The 16446-nt window shown below is 57.7% G+C and carries 17 protein-coding genes; 8 read left to right on the top strand and 9 right to left on the bottom strand.

The annotated features are described in order from the left end of the window. Positions 1 to 419 precede the first annotated feature (419 nt). Positions 420 to 1622 carry a tyrosine--tRNA ligase gene (gene tyrS / locus JIF53_RS15110; protein ID WP_011784227.1) on the bottom strand — a complete coding sequence of 401 codons (1203 nt, stop codon included), beginning with the start codon at positions 1620 to 1622 and terminating at the stop codon, positions 420 to 422. 304 nt (positions 1623 to 1926) lie between these two features. Here tyrS and JIF53_RS15105 point away from each other — a divergent pair, with 304 nt between their 5' ends. Beyond that, on the top strand, positions 1927 to 3306 hold the full coding sequence (locus JIF53_RS15105) for an OapA family protein (protein WP_011784226.1): 1380 nt from the start codon (positions 1927 to 1929) through the stop codon (positions 3304 to 3306). Between the two features lie 2 nt (positions 3307 to 3308). Further along, positions 3309 to 4409, top strand: coding sequence for an anhydro-N-acetylmuramic acid kinase (locus tag JIF53_RS15100; RefSeq protein ID WP_199453124.1), 1101 nt, complete (start codon positions 3309 to 3311; stop codon positions 4407 to 4409). Position 4410: 1 nt separating this feature from the next. Here JIF53_RS15100 and erpA read toward each other — a convergent pair whose 3' ends face one another. The 4 genes from erpA to argC form a co-directional block, all read right to left on the bottom strand. After that, the gene (erpA, locus tag JIF53_RS15095; protein WP_199453137.1) at positions 4411 to 4743 is read right to left on the bottom strand and encodes an iron-sulfur cluster insertion protein ErpA; all 333 of its coding nucleotides are present in this window, start codon (positions 4741 to 4743) and stop codon (positions 4411 to 4413) included. 83 nt (positions 4744 to 4826) lie between these two features. After that, the gene (locus JIF53_RS15090) at positions 4827 to 5273 is read right to left on the bottom strand and encodes a bactofilin family protein (protein ID WP_183580289.1); all 447 of its coding nucleotides are present in this window, start codon (positions 5271 to 5273) and stop codon (positions 4827 to 4829) included. 1 nt (position 5274) lies between these two features. Continuing rightward, on the bottom strand, positions 5275 to 6015 hold the full coding sequence (locus JIF53_RS15085) for a DUF6776 family protein (RefSeq protein WP_199453122.1): 741 nt from the start codon (positions 6013 to 6015) through the stop codon (positions 5275 to 5277). 9 nt (positions 6016 to 6024) lie between these two features. Further along, positions 6025 to 7062 carry an N-acetyl-gamma-glutamyl-phosphate reductase gene (gene argC / locus JIF53_RS15080; RefSeq protein ID WP_199453120.1) on the bottom strand — a complete coding sequence of 346 codons (1038 nt, stop codon included), beginning with the start codon at positions 7060 to 7062 and terminating at the stop codon, positions 6025 to 6027. 154 nt (positions 7063 to 7216) lie between these two features. On the opposite strand from argC, the gene JIF53_RS15075 reads away from it, so the two are divergent. The 5 genes from JIF53_RS15075 to hemL are packed head-to-tail and all read left to right on the top strand — an operon-like array spanning position 7217 to position 12170. Further along, on the top strand, positions 7217 to 8992 hold the full coding sequence (locus JIF53_RS15075; RefSeq protein ID WP_114434746.1) for a chloride channel protein: 1776 nt from the start codon (positions 7217 to 7219) through the stop codon (positions 8990 to 8992). A 3-nt stretch (positions 8993 to 8995) separates the two neighbouring features. Then, a complete protein-coding gene (hemJ, locus tag JIF53_RS15070) occupies positions 8996 to 9418 on the top strand; it encodes a protoporphyrinogen oxidase HemJ (RefSeq protein WP_014420467.1) in 423 nt (140 codons plus the stop codon). Positions 9419 to 9459: 41 nt separating this feature from the next. Continuing rightward, positions 9460 to 10221 carry a bifunctional hydroxymethylpyrimidine kinase/phosphomethylpyrimidine kinase gene (gene thiD, locus JIF53_RS15065; RefSeq protein ID WP_011784218.1) on the top strand — a complete coding sequence of 254 codons (762 nt, stop codon included), beginning with the start codon at positions 9460 to 9462 and terminating at the stop codon, positions 10219 to 10221. Further along, positions 10209 to 10877, top strand: a complete 669-nt coding sequence (gene thiE, locus JIF53_RS15060) for a thiamine phosphate synthase (RefSeq protein WP_114434744.1) — start codon at positions 10209 to 10211, stop codon at positions 10875 to 10877. Before thiD ends, thiE begins: the two co-directional genes overlap by 13 nt. Before the next feature lie 12 nt (positions 10878 to 10889). After that, on the top strand, positions 10890 to 12170 hold the full coding sequence (hemL, locus tag JIF53_RS15055) for a glutamate-1-semialdehyde 2,1-aminomutase (RefSeq protein ID WP_199453118.1): 1281 nt from the start codon (positions 10890 to 10892) through the stop codon (positions 12168 to 12170). A gap of 47 nt (positions 12171 to 12217) precedes the next feature. Here hemL and JIF53_RS15050 read toward each other — a convergent pair whose 3' ends face one another. From JIF53_RS15050 to JIF53_RS15035, 4 genes are all read right to left on the bottom strand, one after another. Beyond that, entirely contained in the window at positions 12218 to 13534 is a 1317-nt protein-coding gene (locus tag JIF53_RS15050) for a tetratricopeptide repeat protein (protein ID WP_199453117.1), read from the bottom strand. 69 nt (positions 13535 to 13603) lie between these two features. Next, positions 13604 to 13999, bottom strand: coding sequence for a hypothetical protein (locus tag JIF53_RS15045; protein ID WP_011784214.1), 396 nt, complete (start codon positions 13997 to 13999; stop codon positions 13604 to 13606). Further along, entirely contained in the window at positions 13996 to 14682 is a 687-nt protein-coding gene (locus tag JIF53_RS15040; protein WP_228285577.1) for a zf-HC2 domain-containing protein, read from the bottom strand. Before JIF53_RS15040 ends, JIF53_RS15045 begins: the two co-directional genes overlap by 4 nt. Before the next feature lie 10 nt (positions 14683 to 14692). Further along, positions 14693 to 15280 (bottom strand): RNA polymerase sigma factor, encoded by a 588-nt coding sequence (locus JIF53_RS15035; protein WP_199453113.1) that lies wholly within the window; start codon positions 15278 to 15280, stop codon positions 14693 to 14695. 197 nt (positions 15281 to 15477) lie between these two features. Here JIF53_RS15035 and JIF53_RS15030 point away from each other — a divergent pair, with 197 nt between their 5' ends. Continuing rightward, positions 15478 to 16416, top strand: a complete 939-nt coding sequence (locus JIF53_RS15030; RefSeq protein ID WP_199453111.1) for a DUF4382 domain-containing protein — start codon at positions 15478 to 15480, stop codon at positions 16414 to 16416. The last annotated feature ends 30 nt before the right edge of the window (positions 16417 to 16446 follow it).

Raw genomic sequence — 16446 nt, 5'->3', positions numbered from 1 at the left:
CGAGTCACTGTCCTGATATTTCGTGTCCGAAATACCTCGGCCAGCGCCCACACGAATTACTTGGTTAACTTTTTAAAGAGCGTTTGAGCTGTTGCTCAATCAAGGCCGCGTATTCTACATCGTTCCGCTGCCCTGTCAACCGTTTATTTTTCGCTGTTTTCGCTTCCGAAAACCGCCGAAAAACTATCCGGCTTACTGCCTGTTTCGAGGTGCGCATTCTACACTGAACCGCCTTCCTGTCAACCGCTTTCTGAAGTTTTTCTGAAACATTTTCTTCAGCGCTTTCAAGCAGTTATCGCTCGGGTTTCGGCTCTTTTCAGTGACCTGCCCCTCAAGCGAGATGCGCATTCTACAGACCTCAGCCGAGGAGTCAACGGCCAATCTGAAAAAATTTCAGATTGGCCAAAACGCCACGATAATCACTCGACAATGATCACCCGAGCAATCTTCTTTTTACCCGCCTGGATGACACACTCATCCCCTGCTACGAACATGCGCTGCCCCTCAAACTGCTGGCCATCCACATAAACCGCTCCACGCCCAAGTACGTCACGCGCCGCAGCGCCGTTCTTTACCAGACCGGCAAGACGCAGAACCGCAGGCATTGGAATCTCGCCCTGACCTTCCAGCGAAACCTCCACGACCGGCACGTTGTCCGGAATCGCACCGAGAGCAACCCGATTACCCGCCGATTTATGAGCCGTCTTTGCGGCCTCCTCATCATGGAAGCGGGTAATCAACTCTTCAGCGAGCACCCTCTTATAGTCCTGAGGATTTTCGCCGCCGGCAACCGCGGCCTTGAAGTGCTCGATCTCAGCCATTGGCCGGAAGCTGAGCAACTCGAAGTAGCGCCACAGCAGTTCATCTGGCATGGAAAGCAGCTTGGTATACATTTCCCCCGGGGAGTCGCTAACCCCCACATAGTTACCGAGAGACTTGGACATCTTCTGGACACCGTCCAGCCCCTCAAGGATAGGGACCGTCAGGATGGCCTGCGGTTTCTGGCCGTAATGCTTTTGCAGAATCCGGCCCATCAGAAGATTGAACTTCTGATCAGTGCCACCCAACTCAATATCAGCTTCCAGCGCCACCGAGTCGTAGCCCTGTACCAGAGGATAGAGGAATTCATGAATGGCGATTGGCTGCTCGGAACGATAGCGCTTGGTAAAGTCATCGCGCTCAAGCATACGGGCAACCGTATATTGCCCGGCCAGGCGAATCATATCCGCCGCTGTCATCTTGCTCATCCACTCGGAGTTGAAGACAACCCGGGTTTTTTCCCGATCCAGAATCTTGAACACCTGCTCTTTATAGGTAATCGCATTGTCGCGCACCTGATCTTCAGTAAGCGGAGGCCGGGTAGCACTCTTTCCTGTGGGGTCACCAATCATGCCGGTAAAGTCACCAATCAGGAAAATAACTTCGTGCCCAAGGTCCTGAAACTGGCGCAGCTTGTTTATAAGCACTGTGTGGCCGAGGTGTAAGTCTGGCGCGGTTGGGTCGAAGCCGGCCTTCACTCGCAGCGGCCGACCTTCTTTAAGCTTTTCAACCAGGTCTTCCTCTGGAATCAGCTCATCAATACCTCGTTTGATAATCGCCAGCGCTTCATCTATTGATGCCATGAACCCCTCATCCCGTCTGTGACAATAAAGCGGGAGCCGGTTACAGAGGTCTACAAAAGAAATCTGTGAGTTACCGGCACCCTTGGTACAGTAGAAATGCTCAGAAAACGACCAATCAGAGCATGAAAAGCCCGGGATTATAGCAGCGGCGGCGCAGTTTGTACGACCAGCACAGCCGCTCGACTGTAATGTTGGACACTGTCGCAATTCTGTTATATGCGGTACTCTGTTGGTCTATACTTGACCTGGCGCTTTAATAAGCCGGTACAAATTACTGGATTACCGATTAAAACGGGTGAGCCACGTGCTGAAAACATTCCCCAAAACACACATTACCCTGGCGGCAGCCGCCACGGTGATCGTCTCTGCTGCTGTCCTGATGAGCCCAAGCGCAGACGTTGAAGCCAAGCGGATGAGCTACACCGTCGACCTGGAACAGGGCCTGATTTCCGGGGCATCCTCACAGGAAGCCAACACCCAGGCCGCCGCTCCGGAGGCTGAGACAACAAGCGAAACAACTGAAAGCCAGAGCCAACCAATGGCAGCTCAGGCAGACGTTGCACCCGAGCCTGATATTCAGTGGCAGGAATTCACCATTAAATCTGGCGATACACTCTCCACGTTGTTCCGGAAAGCCGGATTTAACGACGGCCTGATGCTTTCGGTGATTCACGGTGACGGCGAGGCCGACAAGCTCCAACGCCTTTATGCCGGCGAGGATATCCGGTTCGGCGTGAACTCCGAGGGCGAACTGGTTGCGATTGAACTCCAACGCTCTTTGTTGGAGTCCCTCAAAATCGCGCGCACGGAAGATGGCTTTCTTGGTGAGACCGTCGTTCGCGAACCTGAAGCCAGACCGGCATTTGCCGCAGGCGTTATCGACGGATCTTTATACCTCTCAGCCAGAGACGCTGGCCTGAATGATCGCCTGACGATGGAACTGGCCGGCATTTTCGGCTGGGACATCGACTTTGTATACGATGTCAGAAAAGGCGACAGCTTCGAAGTGGTTTACGAAGAGCTTTATATTGATGGCGAAAAGTTTGATACCGGCCGGATTCTCTCCGCCCGCTTTATCAACCGGGGAGAAGATAACCTTGCCCTGCTGTATACCGATGCGAACGGAGAAAGTGACTACTATTCACCCGACGGCAAGAGCATGCGCAAGGCCTTCCTGAGAGTGCCCATCAACGCCCGCGTTTCCTCGCCTTTTAACCTGCAACGTCGCCACCCGGTTCTCGATGTGGTTCGCCCACACGAAGGTACCGACTATGCCGCACCTCCGGGGACCCCAATCAAGGCAGCCGGTAGTGGCCGGGTGAAATTCGCTGGCTGGAAAGGCGGCTACGGCCGGACGGTGGTACTGCAGCATGGCGACAATATCACAACGCTTTACGCACATATGAGCCGACTGGGCAAAGGCATCAAGAACGGTACCCGGGTCAAGCAGGGCGAAACCATTGGCTACGTCGGCTCATCCGGCATGGTGACTGGACCCCACCTGCATTACGAATTCCGGATCAACGGTGCGCCGAGAAACTCAAGAACGGTAAAACTCCCCGACGCCAAGCCGGTGCCAGACAGCGAGATGGCAAGGTTCCAGAAGTTCACCGAGCAGCGCCTGGCACAGTTCAACGTGTTCCGCGAAAGCAATCAGCAGCTGGCTCTGGCCTCGGATAACTGAGCATGGACTACTGGCTAGGCCTGATGTCTGGCACCAGCATGGACGCAGTTGATGCGGTGCTGGTGTCTTTCGACACGAACAGCCTGGCCGTCCACGAAACCGTCTCTCTACCCTATGCCGACGCGCTGCGCCAGCGGTTACTGCTGGCAACACGTAACCAAGCTGACCCGGATGAGCTGGGCGAACTGGATACCCTGGTTGGCCAGCATTTTGCGGAAGCCGGTGCCCAACTGATTAAACAGTCGGGAATTAACCCAAAACAGATACGGGCCGCCGGCAGCCATGGCCAGACCATTCGCCACCAACCAGCCGGCAATGCGCCCTTTTCCCTTCAGATCGGCAATGCCGCGTGGCTATCCGAACGCCTGGGGATCAGTACAGTTGCCGATTTCCGCAGCCGGGATATTGCCTCCGGCGGACAGGGCGCCCCCCTGGTACCCGCTTTTCATCGCTGGCTCTTTGCCTCACCCACTCAGGATAGATGCATTCTGAATCTCGGTGGCATTGCCAATATCACCTGGCTGCCGGCCGGATCGAGAAAGCCGGTCGTCGGCTTCGATACCGGCCCGGCCAATGCCCTGCTGGACGCCTGGTGCCTGGACCAGACCGGGCGGCATTTTGATGAAGACGGCCACATGGCCGGTGAGGGCGCGACCCATTCCGAACTGCTTGCCAGCATGCTGTCAGACGCCTACTTCAGCAAACCAGCTCCGAAAAGTACGGGCAAAGAGCGTTTCAACATCGACTGGGTGCGCACACATCTTCAGCGTTTCGACGAGATACCCGCCGAGGACGTGCAGAGAACCCTGCTGCAACTGACCGTGACCACCATTCTCCAGCAGTTACCACAGGAAAATGCGGACATGGCCGTGTATGCCTGTGGTGGTGGCACCTTCAATCGATTACTGATGAGAGAGCTCAAGGTAGGCCTTGGGTCCGCCGCACTGCACACCACGGCGGACCTTGGTCTTGACCCTCAATGGGTAGAGCCGGTGGCGTTCGCCTGGCTGGCCCGACAAACCATCCTTCAGTTACCGGGCAACGTGCCCGAAGTCACCGGCGCTTCGGGCGAGAGAATACTGGGCGCAATTTATCCGCCCTGATTCAGATGGAAAATGAGCTGCCGCAACCGCAGGTCGAACTCGCATTGGGGTTCTGAACGACAAACTGTGAACCCTGCAGCCCTTCCTGATAGTCGATAGTCGCGCCCACCAGATACTGATAGCTCATCGAATCCACCAGCAGCTTGACCCCATCCCGCTCTATGACGGTGTCATCTTCTTCCTGACTTTCATCAAACGAGAAGCCGTACTGGAAACCGGAGCAGCCGCCGCCTGTGACAAAGACACGCAACTTGAGATCGGGATTTTCCTCCTCCTCGATCAACTCACGCACCTTTGCGACTGCGTTGTCGGTGAAAAACAACGGCGCGGCCATTTGTTGCTGAACTACACTCAAAGTCTGCCTCCGGCATGATATTGCTGTCAGGAAATTATGGTATTCCTGACTAAAACAATCAACTATTCGGACTTGTCCTCATCTTCACCTGCGATTGAACTATCTGGCTGCTTTTGCTCATGCGTCAGCAAACCACTGGTTTCATCCTTGCGCACCAGGTTGCCGTTGACCGAGGCGCCCATGGCCATCTCAATCAACTGGTAATAGACATTGCCGGTAACAACCGCTTTCTCTGCCAGCTCGAGGTGGGCAGAGGCATGCACGTCACCCTTTACCTTGCCATTGATGATGATGTGGGGAGCCACGACGTCGCCAACGATTTCCCCCACCTCTGACAAACGCACCACCGCATCGGAGCCTTCTTCGGCCACAACCCGGCCCTTGATGGTGCCATCCACGTGAAGACCACCGGAGAAATGAACGTCGCCCTCAACGGTGGTCTTGCCGGAAATCAGGGTGTCAAAATGGCCGGGGGAACGGCGGGGTTTCTGCTTTTTCTTGCCAAGCATCTCAGTTCTCCGTTAAATCTTTCCAATCAAAGGTTCGTTCAGCCTGGGATGCCTTGCGGCCCTCCGCCTGGGCAACGACCTGAATCTCATAGGGCTCAAAGCTCTCAGGCAGGCGCAGGCTGCCCTCCACATCCTGGAAGTAGCGGAACCGGAATTTCACGCCCAGATCATCAATCTCATCCGACAGATCTCTCAGCGCAATCACCTCTTTCTCGCCATCCAGACGACCGATGACATTTACGGCCACCAGACCCGAAATATAGCTCTTGTTGTTGCCAACCTGAGTCAGCACCATTTTGAAATCGAAAACACCAGACTCCCTGGCCGGGCTCAGCGTAAAACTGTCTACCTGCAGGCCCTTGCTGGTTTCCGAGGGCGCCATGATATTGCGGTAGAAGGTAAGATCCGCCTCCAGCTCCAGGATGCGGGTTTCCAGGCCGACAATCGTGTTTCGTGCCTCCCGCAGTGCCTGTTCATCGATCGCGCGCCCACGTTCGAGATTCACCAACCCCTGACGTGCCTCCCGGTATTGCTCCTGAAGGTTTTCTACCTCCTCCACCAGCTGCTCGGCAGACGCCTCCGCCGAGCTGAAACGGAAGCCTCCCTGGGCAAGCCCAGCGGCATATCCTGCCACGGCGGCGATGACGGTAAATGCCAGCAGAATCAGGCTGCGACGTAACCGGTAACCTGGCCGGTGGCGGATAACAACGTATTCATCCGCCTGTTTTCGAGGATCACTCACGGCCCGACCTCACGGCAGCAGAGCCGGAGCGTTCAGGCCCTTGGTTTCATCCAGGCCGAACATGATATTCATATTCTGAACCGCCTGGCCGGCGGCGCCTTTTACCAGGTTGTCGATCACCGATGAAACGATCACGATATTGCTGTCTTCCTGACGGTGTAATGCCATCCGGCAATGATTGGCACCACGAACACTGCGGGTCTCCGGATGACTTCCGAACGGCATGACATCGACGAACGGCTCATCTTTGTAACGCGCCTCATACAGTGCCTGAAGGCGATCAAAATCCTGAGGGTTATCGAGCTCGGCATACAGCGTGGCTTCAATACCGCGAATCATCGGTATCAGGTGCGGCACAAAGGTAACACCAACGCCTTTCCCTGCAGCGGCCATGAGGCCCTGGCGAATCTCCGGCAAATGCCGATGCCCGGAAGCGCCGTAGGCCTTGAAACTCTCGCCTATCTCACCGTGAAGCATGCCAATCTTGCCCTGCCGGCCGGCACCGCTGGCACCAGACTTGGCATCGGCTATCAGCCTTGCGGGATTGACCAGGCCCTGTTCCAGCAACGGCAGGAATCCCAGCTGCACGGCTGTCGGATAACACCCTGGATTCGCCACCAGCTGAGCGTCACGAATGGCCTCGCGTGCCACCTCAGGCAAGCCGTAAACCGCTTTTTCAGCCCAGTCGGCACTCTCGTGGGGCATGCCATACCAGTTTGCCCAAATATCAAGATCCTTCAGGCGGAAATCCGCCGACAGGTCGACTACGCGAACACCTGAGGCCATCAATTCCGGAACCATGCGCATGGCAACGCCGTGCGGCGTGGCAAAAAACACCAGATCACAGCTCGCCAGCACCGATGCGTCGGGCTCGGAGAATTCAAGGTCATAATGGCCTCGCAGGTTGGGATACATATCGGCCACGGGCATCCCCGCTTCCGATCGCGAGGTGATGCAGATAACCTCTGCTTCCGGGTGGGTAGCCAGAATTCTCAGCAGCTCTACACCCGTGTATCCGGTTCCGCCGACGATGCCTACTTTAATCACTCTTATCTCCAACGTGGTCTGGACAGAATTGGGAAGTCAGGGCACGTAGTCTAACATGATAAACCAAGGACTTATTGCAGCCTGCGGGCCCGCCGTTACAATGTTGTCAGAAATCTGCTGATGATCCCGACACTCCAACCGGAACACCCCGCCAATGCGTAGCATCAGGCAACAGATTACCGAGAATCTGATCCCCGTATTCCGGCGGAAGCTCTCCGGCGTTGATGCCTTACCGCAATTGGCGGTTCTTGGCCTGCTGTCCGGCATTGTGACCGGCGGCGTGATCCTGCTTTTCCGCCTCGCTATTGAATGGCCACTGGAGCATTTCCTGCCGGGCCAGGGCTCAGAGAGTTTCGAAGAGCTGGATCTGCTCACCCGAGGTCTTCTGCCACTGGCCGGGGCTCTGGGGCTGGGGCTGCTGTTGCACAAACTCGCCCTGCACGATCGCAAAGTCGGCATCGTTCATATCATGGAGCGGCTGAACTACCATCAGGGCTACATCTCCTTCCGCAGCGCCATGGTTCAGTTTGTTTCCGGCGTTACCACGGTCATTACCGGGCAATCCGCCGGCCGGGAGGGACCTGCCGTACATCTGGGCGCGGCCTTCTCCAGCCTGCTCGGGCAATGGATGCGGCTGCCCAACAACAGCATTCGTACGCTGGTCGCCTGCGGTTGTGCCGCTGCCATTTCCGCCTCCTTCAACACTCCCATCTCCGGCGTGATTTTCGCCATGGAAGTGGTGATGATGGAATACACCATTGCCGGCTTCACTCCGATCATCCTGGCCGCGGTCAGCGCTGCCATCGTCACCCAGGCGGTTTATGGCACCGAACCGGCGTTCAGTGTCCCGGCTCTGACCATGAATTCACTGCTGGAGATCCCCTGGATTCTCGCCATTGCCGTTATTATCGGCATCGCAGCGGCCGGATTTATCCAACTGGTAGACAGTATGGGCCGTTACCATCACCGCCCGGTGTTGCTACGAATTGCCGTGGCCGGCCTGTTGATGGTGCCCTTCGCCCTGGTCATCCCGGAAACCATGGGCATCGGCTACGATACGGTGAGCGAAACCATTCACGGTGAACTCGGATTCTGGTTACTGATCGGCGCGGGCAGCGCCAAACTGATCATCACCGGATTGTCCATTGGACTGGGTATGCCCAGCGGTGTTATCGGCCCCACCATCTTCATGGGCGCCACCCTGGGCGGCGCCATGGGCCTGATCGGCGCCCAGATGTTCCCGGACATTGCCTCATCGGTGGGGTTTTACGCCATGCTGGGTATGGGGGCGATGATGGGCGCCGTGCTGCAGGCGCCACTGGCGGCTTTGATGGCGCTGATGGAGCTCACCCGGAACCCGAACATCATACTGCCAGGCATGCTGATGATTACTACCGCCAGCCTGGTGACCAGCGAAGCCTTCGGAAAGAAATCCCTGTTCCTGACCATCCTCAAGAGCCAGGGCCTGAGCTACCAGAACTCCCCCGTTATCCAGGCACTGAGGCGGGTTTCGGTTGGCGCCATCATGGAACGGAATATTCTTCGAACCGAACGCGCGCTCACGCTGGAGGAAGCCAAGAAAGCCCTGAAATCGGAACCGAAGTGGCTTCTGGTGGAAGGCAGCAACGGCCCCACCGCCCTGCTGCCGGCGGTCGATCTGGCCCGCTTTCTTGAGGACACTGAGAAACAGGCCTCCGAGGAAGGCACCGAATTACCGGAATCCATTGATTTGATGGAAATCCCCGCCAACCGGCGGGATGTGGCACCGGTTCAGTACCAGGCAACGCTGGAAGAAGCCCTGCAACAATTCGATAGCACCCAGGCTGAGGCACTGTACGTACAACGCCATGTGGCCCCCATGATTCAACGGGTTTATGGTGTTGTGCTGCAAACGGATATCGAAAGCTACTACCAATATCGACGGAGTTAACGAATGCTTTGGGTGAAAGCCTTCCACATTATTTCCCTGGTGTGCTGGTTCGCCGGCATTTTCTATCTGCCCAGACTGTTCGTGTATCATGCCGCCTGCGAGGATGAACCAGGCAAGGAGCGGTTCAAGGTGATGGAACGCAAGCTTTACCGTGGCATCACTACGCCTTCCATGGTCGCCACAGTTGTCTTTGGTGTCTGGCTGCTCAGCTACAACTGGTCCGGGTATTTCAGCCAGGGTTGGCTGCATGCCAAGCTGACGCTGGTGGTTTTGCTGATCATCTACCACTTCTACTGTGGTCACCTTGTCAAAGTGTTCCGGGATGATCAGAACACCCGTAGCCACGTGTTCTACCGCTGGTTTAATGAGCTGCCGGTGTTTGTCCTGCTCGCTGTCGTGATTCTTGCTGTTGTTAAACCATTCTGAGGAGATCGGCCATCAAAAGCTTCACCCGCCCCCACGTACTGGTGCTCTCCGGGCTGGATCCGTCTGGTGGCGCCGGCATACAGGCAGACATACAGGCCATCACATCCATCGGCGCCCATCCGCTGCCCGTGCTCACCTGCCTGACTGTACAGGACACCCGCAACGTATATGGTGCCGAGCCCGTCAGCCCGGACCTGATCAAACAGCAACTGGAGTGCCTTGCCCAGGATACGCCCATTCACGCCATCAAAACCGGGGCGCTCGGAAATGCCGAAGTGGTGGAGGTACTGGTGGAGTTTGTACAGAAGCATTCGGGCGTGCCTTTGATTGTCGACCCGGTGATCAAGGCGGCTGGCGGTGGCGATCTGGCCGATGATGCGCTTGTAGCGGCCATGAAAGACAAGCTGTTTGCCAGGGCCGAAATGATTACGCCGAACGGCGTTGAACTGGCTCAGCTCGGCGGCAGCGACAATCCGGCAGAGGCCGCCCGCAACCTTTTGCAGACCGGCTGCGAATCCGTGCTTGCCACCGGCGGCCACGGCTCCGGCATCCACATCATCAACACATTGTATAACCACGCCCCGGAGCCCATGGAATGGGAGGTGGAAAGGGTTGGTGCCAATGAATATCACGGCACCGGCTGCACGCTGGCAGCGGCCATTGCCGCCGGCCGGGCCATGGGCCTGTCACCGAGGGCCGCGATTTCCCAGGCGCAGAATTACGTGCATCGGGCGCTGCTGCATGCCCTGACAGTTGGCCAGGGTCAGAAAGTTCCCGACCGGGGTATTCTGTGGGAACGGTAAGGTCTCAGATCAGACCCGGACTGTACGCCATCACCGATAACCGGCTAACCCCTGCCGACACCCTGATTGTCTCGGTAGAGGCAGCCCTGGCCGGAGGCGCGCGGCTGGTTCAGTATCGGGACAAGGGATCGACAGCCTCTGAACGGCTGGTTCAGGCCAGGAACCTCAACAGCCTGTGCCAGGGGTTCGACGTTCCGTTACTGATTAATGACGACCCGGAACTTGCCGCCCGAGTCGGCGCCGCTGGGGTTCATCTGGGTCAGGATGATTGCTCATTGGTCGACGCCAGGCGCTTGCTCGGGGAGCATGCCATTATCGGCATCACCTGCCATCACAGCCTGAATCTGGCCCAGACAGCCGTTGACGGCGGTGCGGATTACCTGGCCTTCGGCCGCTTTTACGATTCGGCTACCAAGCCAGGTGCGCCGCCGGCCTCGCCGGACGTTTTAACCGAGGCAAAAGCCCTTGGGTTACCCATTACAGCCATAGGCGGAATCACCGGCAACAATGCGGAGCCCCTGATCCGTGCCGGGGCAGACCTGGTTGCCGTAGTGGGCGGCCTGTTCGGCGGCCAACCCTCAGACATTGAAGCCCGGGCCAAGGCATTTAACCGTCTGTTCGCCCGGCATCATCCACTTTTTTCACTTTCCGAATAACAGGAGACAACCGTGAATCATTCCGAAACCCTCTTTGAACAGGCCCAGAAATACATTCCCGGCGGCGTGAACTCCCCGGTACGGGCATTCCGTGGTGTTGGCGGTACTCCGGTCTTTTTCAAACACGCCGAGGGCGCCTATCTCTATGACGAGGATGACCGGCGGTACATCGATTTTATTGGTTCCTGGGGCCCGATGATCCTGGGCCATTCCGACCCCCGCATCAAAGCGGCGCTGCACGCACAGGTCGATCTGGGTGTGGGTTACGGGGCCCCGACCGCCATTGAAACCGAGATGGCGAAAAAGGTGTGCGAACTGGTGCCCTCCATCGAACTGGTGCGCATGGTCAACTCCGGCACCGAGGCCACCATGAGTGCCATCCGTCTGGCCCGCGGCTACACCGGCCGCGACAAGATCGTGAAATTCGAAGGTTGCTACCACGGCCACGTAGATTCCCTGCTGGTCAAAGCCGGTTCCGGCGCCCTGACCCTGGGTGTACCCAACTCACCGGGAATTCCGGCCAGCCTGGCGGAGCACACCCTGACCCTGACCTACAACGACATTGACGAGGTTCGTGAAACCTTCAGTCAGATGGGCGACCAGATTGCCGCCATTATCGTTGAGCCTGTGGCCGGCAACATGAACTGCATCCCGCCCGTGCCCGGCTTCCTGGAAGCGCTGCGGGAAGTGTGTGATGAGCACGGCACCGTGCTGATTTTCGATGAGGTAATGACCGGATTCCGGGTGTCGCTCGGCGGCGCCCAGGGGTTCTATGGGGTGAAGCCCGACCTGACGGCTCTCGGTAAGGTTATTGGCGGCGGCCTGCCCGTCGGTGCATTCGGCGGCAAACGCGAAATCATGGAGCATATCTCGCCGCTGGGCCCGGTTTATCAGGCCGGCACCCTGAGCGGTAACCCGCTGGCAATGACCGCCGGGCTGACCACGCTGAATGCCATTTCCGAGCCCGGGTTCCACGATCGCCTGACGGAAAAAACCAATCGGGTGAAGGATGGCTTCAAGGCGGCAGCGGATGAAGCCGGCATCCCACTGGCGGTTCAGTCCGCGGGTGCCATGTTCGGCTTCTTCTTTACTACCGAACCAACCATCACGCGCTTTGACCAGGTGATGGCCTGTGACGTGGAACGCTTCAAGGCATTCTTCCAGGGCATGCTGAAGGAAGGCGTTTACCTGGCGCCCTCAGCATTCGAGGCAGGCTTTACTACCGCAGCGTTGTCAGATGAGGATATTGAATTCACTCTGGCAGCTGCGCGCAAGGTCATGAAAACGTTGTGAGGCACCATTGCCCCCGGGTATCGATCCGGGGGCGAACCTCCGCTGGGCTAGAATACGCCCTCAAGGGAGAGCAACAGCGTATGCCGACGATAATCGTATTCGTTGAGCTCACTCTGCTGATGACGGAAAAACCATTGCGGCCTTAATAACCAGCGCGCAGTGAGATCATACTCAGCCATCAGCCCTACTCCGGTCAGAACGTCTTCCCGCCTGCGCTCCACCAACATCCCCGACTCAACCCAGCGATGCGGCTTGCCATAGCGACTATGGCGAACCGATAGCTCACCCGCCAGGGCCAACCCCGGCGACAGCTGATAATTCGCTTCCAGAATGAGCTCGTGCCTTGTGGGCGATACGCTGACAAACCGTTCGGGTACGTCCAGATCTTCCCGGTTGTTCAGTTCCAGGCGGTACTCGCCTGCCAGGTCCAGATCACCCAACGGATAACCCAGCCCTGCATTCAACTGGTACCACCGGCCATCGTAGGCCTGGTAGCCGTCACCACCATCCACCTGCTCCAGGGCAAACGCCAAGTCACACCTCAGATCTTCGGCAGGTAAACACTCGGCAGACCGGGCCAGCAACTCAGCCCCCCAGCGGGTTTCCAGACTGTCTCCGTCAAGCCACGAACGCGACACCACGGGCCGAACCCCAACCGCCCAAGGCCCCCAGGAACGCATGACACCGAAGCGCGCCTGTAACAACTGCTGATCGTAATCGCCGTCCTCGACATAGTGTCGGGCAAACGCGATCAGGTCCATCGAGAGCCAACGATCGGCATCCATTGCATAATCAAAGGAACCGGCGGCAACAACTTCGCCAAGTGCACTTCCCTGATTACTGGCGGAATCTTCAGGGGTTGCCGAGAGATTGCTGTCGTAACCTGCGCCGAGGGACAAATAACCATAGGCATCCACTCGGCGCTCGGCCAGAAGAAGTGCCGGACCGTCGAGTTGTGCCAACTGCTGCTCGGCAAGACGCTGGACAGATTCCGGTGGCGAAGCCGCGAGGCTCGCCTCAAACCATCTACAGGCTTCCCCCGGCCGATCATCAGCAAGGGCGACCAGGCCCAGGTTATACGCGGCCAAGGCGCGATCGTCGCTGTCCAGTAAACGGGAAAACCACTGCCGGGCCGCCGGATAATCCCCCAGCCGATAACAGACCACACCCAGATTGTAATGCAGTGACGGAGACTGAACGCCCAGCTGTGCAGCCTGCTCAAAGCTTTCCCGCGCCTGGCCAAGGTTGCCTTGCTGAAACTGGACCACACCCTGGGCCAGAGCTTCGCTTGCCCCATCAGAGAAAGCGGATTGGGCCAACAGGGGCTGACCAAGAAGAAACAAAAAGATGAAGAGGAGACGCAAAGACAACCCCGGGGTCAGTCAATAAATCGAAAACCGTTGACGGAAACCGAGGTTACCACAAGCTTTGAGTTACGGCCTCGAGGATTGAGGCGGACGTTCCGGCTTTTTGCCAGGATCAATATCGGGGCGCTTGTCGGAACCAGGCCGCTTCGGCCGGTTCTCACGAACGTCGCGGGCACGCTCTGAGATGGACTGACCAAAATCCCGCCCTTTTTCATGGGCCTGCTCGCGAATTTGCTGGCCCGGCGGCTCACCATCGCCACGTCCAAGCCCGGAGGAACGACGCTCCAGTGCCGGCAACTCCGGCAGCCGAATTTCCCGGGCAACCGATTCCGTTACGTCCTCATTCTCACCAACCAGCCGCATGGTGACATCAAGATCGTCCCGGCCAAACACCGGCGCGGACATCAGGGCGAGCATAAGGCCAGCGGTTGCGAAGCCAAGGGATCCGTTATAACCACTCATGTTGCAGGCTCCTTAACATCCACAGGGGCATGCCGGCTCGCCCCCGGGTAATCGGGTATGGTGGCCCGAAAAACTTTCTGCCGGCCTTCAGCATCCAGCTCGGCAACAAGCTCGCCGTCCCCGGGGAACATAATCCGCAGGGGTAATGCCAGCACATTGTCACCCTGTTCCAGGCTCACCTGCCAGCGCACCTGATGCTGCCCGGGCAAGCCTGCGATTTCCACATGAGGCGGCAGATTCAAGGTAAGGGTAACGTCATCCAGGGGCTCTCCCGCCGTGAATGCAAGGCGTACGGTTCTCTCCACCGGCGCGACAACGGGGGGGGGCACCACCTCCGCCACAGCGACAGCCTCATGACCAGCCTCATCAGGCTGCCACAGTCCGAACTGCCCGATGAACAACCCCAATGCCAGTGCTGCCGCCACCGCACCACCCCACGCCATGTGTACACGCCGGCCCGAACCGGAAGACAACTCCCCAAACACCCGCGATTCAAAATCCGGGGCCGGCGGAGGCACATCAAACTGCGCCGCCATCCGGGACATCAACACTTCTTCCATATCACAACGACGCCGGCACCGAGGGCAACGTTGCAAATGCTCACGCACCACTGCCGCCCTATTCTCGGAGAGTGTCGCCCTGACATAATCAGGTAATTGTGATCGAATGCTTGGACAGGACATGGTCATCACCTCACTCCTCAACACGCCGGACGTCGCTTCCCGGTTCCATGCGCTGCTGCAGGTATTTTCTCAACGTGGCGCGGCTGCGATGTAATCGCGACTTCACGGTACCAACCGCAACACCCAGTACCTCGGCCACATCCTCCTGTCGCCAGCCGTCAACATCATGCAGAAGCAGCAAGGTTCTCTGATCTGGCGAAAGCCGGTCCATAGCCTCGTCCAGCATGAAGCCGAGGCGCGACTGATCGAAGACAAGTTCTGGCGTGGCATCATGAGATTCCAGCGCATCGAACCAATCCGCCTGGTGGTCCGCCTCCATGAGTTCACTGGCTGCCCGGTCGGCACGGCGCCCCCTGCGGCGAATCGAATCCACAAACTGACGATAAAGCACACGGTTCAGCCAGGGTCGAAGCTGTTCCACCGTCTCCAGTTCAGATAATCGGGGATACAGTTTGACGACCACATCCTGCACCAGATCCTCAGCGTCCTGACGGGTTCCGGTCAAACGGTAGGCAAACGCATACATCCCCTCGAGGTGGGGCTGAACCAACCGATGGAAACGTTTCTGTGCGGACGGGCGGAAAGGGAAAATTGCCAAAGACCAACTGCCTGATCGAAATTCTGGAAGAGGGCAGTCTATCTTACGCCCGCCCTGTGTGCACTTCAGGCGATAATGACGGATTTATGGCCGAATGTTAATGCAGCAACCGGAACCTTTTTCAAACCCTCTGCGTTGGGTTCTGACTGGCACCCAACGACCAGGCCAGAACTGGACCAAAAAAACCGGAGGGTTTTATGAAGCAAATGAGCAGAGTATTTGTCGTTTCTGCGCTGGCCAGCGCACTGGTGGCATGCGGTGGTAGCGGCGGTTCCTCATCATCGGGTGAGACCGGCTCGGTCTCCGTTGGACTGACCGACGCCCCGACCATGGAGCTGTCCAGCGTCAACATCGCGTTCAATGCCATCCGGCTCAAGCCGGCCGACGGTGACTGGCTGGGGTTCAACCTTGATGAAACCGGTGTGGTTGACCTGCTCACGCTGCAAGGCGGCGTAACCGAGCCACTGATCACCAACGAGGAAGTGCCGGCCGGGGTCTATAACGAAATCCGGCTGATTATCGACACCGACAACTCCTACGTGACCAAAGAAAGCAATGGCGACAGCCAGTTCACCCTTGCCGTTCCCTCAGGTGAGCAGAGTGGACTGAAGCTGAAAGGCGACTTCGTGGTGGCGGCTGATTCCAGCAACAACTTCACCATCGATTTTGATGTGCGCAAATCCATTGTCGACCCACAGGGGCAGGCCCTGGCCGACTACATGCTCAAACCCGTGCTTCGACTGGTGGACAACCTGGAGGTTGGCGCCATTGAGGGGACCGTTGATTACGCAACGATTGCCCAAACAAGAGGCACTGACGACGTAGAAGACACTTTGGCGGATTGCGAGTACGACGGTGCGGTCTACGTCTACGAAGGCACTGATGTCGAACCGATTGACCTGAACGTCACTCGCGATGGCACCAACCCGTTGATGGTGGTTCCGGTCACCGCTCAGGAATCCGGATCTCTCTATGAGTGGACCGCAGCATTCCTGACCGAAGGCCAGTACACCATCGCCTACAGCTGCCAGCTGGACAACAACGAGACCGATGAAACCCTGGAGTTTGATGGGCAACAGAACGTCTCCGTTGTTGCCGGTGAAACAACCGTGGCAGACCCCATACCACAGCCCTGATTTTGCTGTGGCGTTCAGAGACCAGGGACG

It is taken from the genome of Marinobacter sp. bablab_jr008, from assembly GCF_016464145.1.
In the GTDB taxonomy this organism is placed as follows: Bacteria; Pseudomonadota; Gammaproteobacteria; order Pseudomonadales; family Oleiphilaceae; genus Marinobacter; species Marinobacter nauticus.
This window is presented reverse-complemented; position numbering and strand designations above follow the sequence as displayed.

Bases quoted from the DNA above. Each gene is read 5' to 3' on its own strand.
- tyrS (WP_011784227.1), bottom strand. From the start codon at position 1,622: ATGGCATCAATAGATGAAGCGCTGGCGATTATCAAACGAGGTATTGAT.
- JIF53_RS15100 (WP_199453124.1), top strand. From the start codon at position 3,309: ATGGACTACTGGCTAGGCCTGATGTCTGGCACCAGCATGGACGCAGTT.
- erpA (WP_199453137.1), bottom strand. From the start codon at position 4,743: ATGGCCGCGCCGTTGTTTTTCACCGACAACGCAGTCGCAAAGGTGCGT.
- JIF53_RS15090 (WP_183580289.1), bottom strand. From the start codon at position 5,273: ATGCTTGGCAAGAAAAAGCAGAAACCCCGCCGTTCCCCCGGCCATTTT.
- JIF53_RS15075 (WP_114434746.1), top strand. From the start codon at position 7,217: ATGCGTAGCATCAGGCAACAGATTACCGAGAATCTGATCCCCGTATTC.
- hemJ (WP_014420467.1), top strand. From the start codon at position 8,996: ATGCTTTGGGTGAAAGCCTTCCACATTATTTCCCTGGTGTGCTGGTTC.
- JIF53_RS15045 (WP_011784214.1), bottom strand. From the start codon at position 13,999: ATGAGTGGTTATAACGGATCCCTTGGCTTCGCAACCGCTGGCCTTATG.
- JIF53_RS15040 (WP_228285577.1), bottom strand. From the start codon at position 14,682: ATGTCCTGTCCAAGCATTCGATCACAATTACCTGATTATGTCAGGGCG.
- JIF53_RS15030 (WP_199453111.1), top strand. From the start codon at position 15,478: ATGAAGCAAATGAGCAGAGTATTTGTCGTTTCTGCGCTGGCCAGCGCA.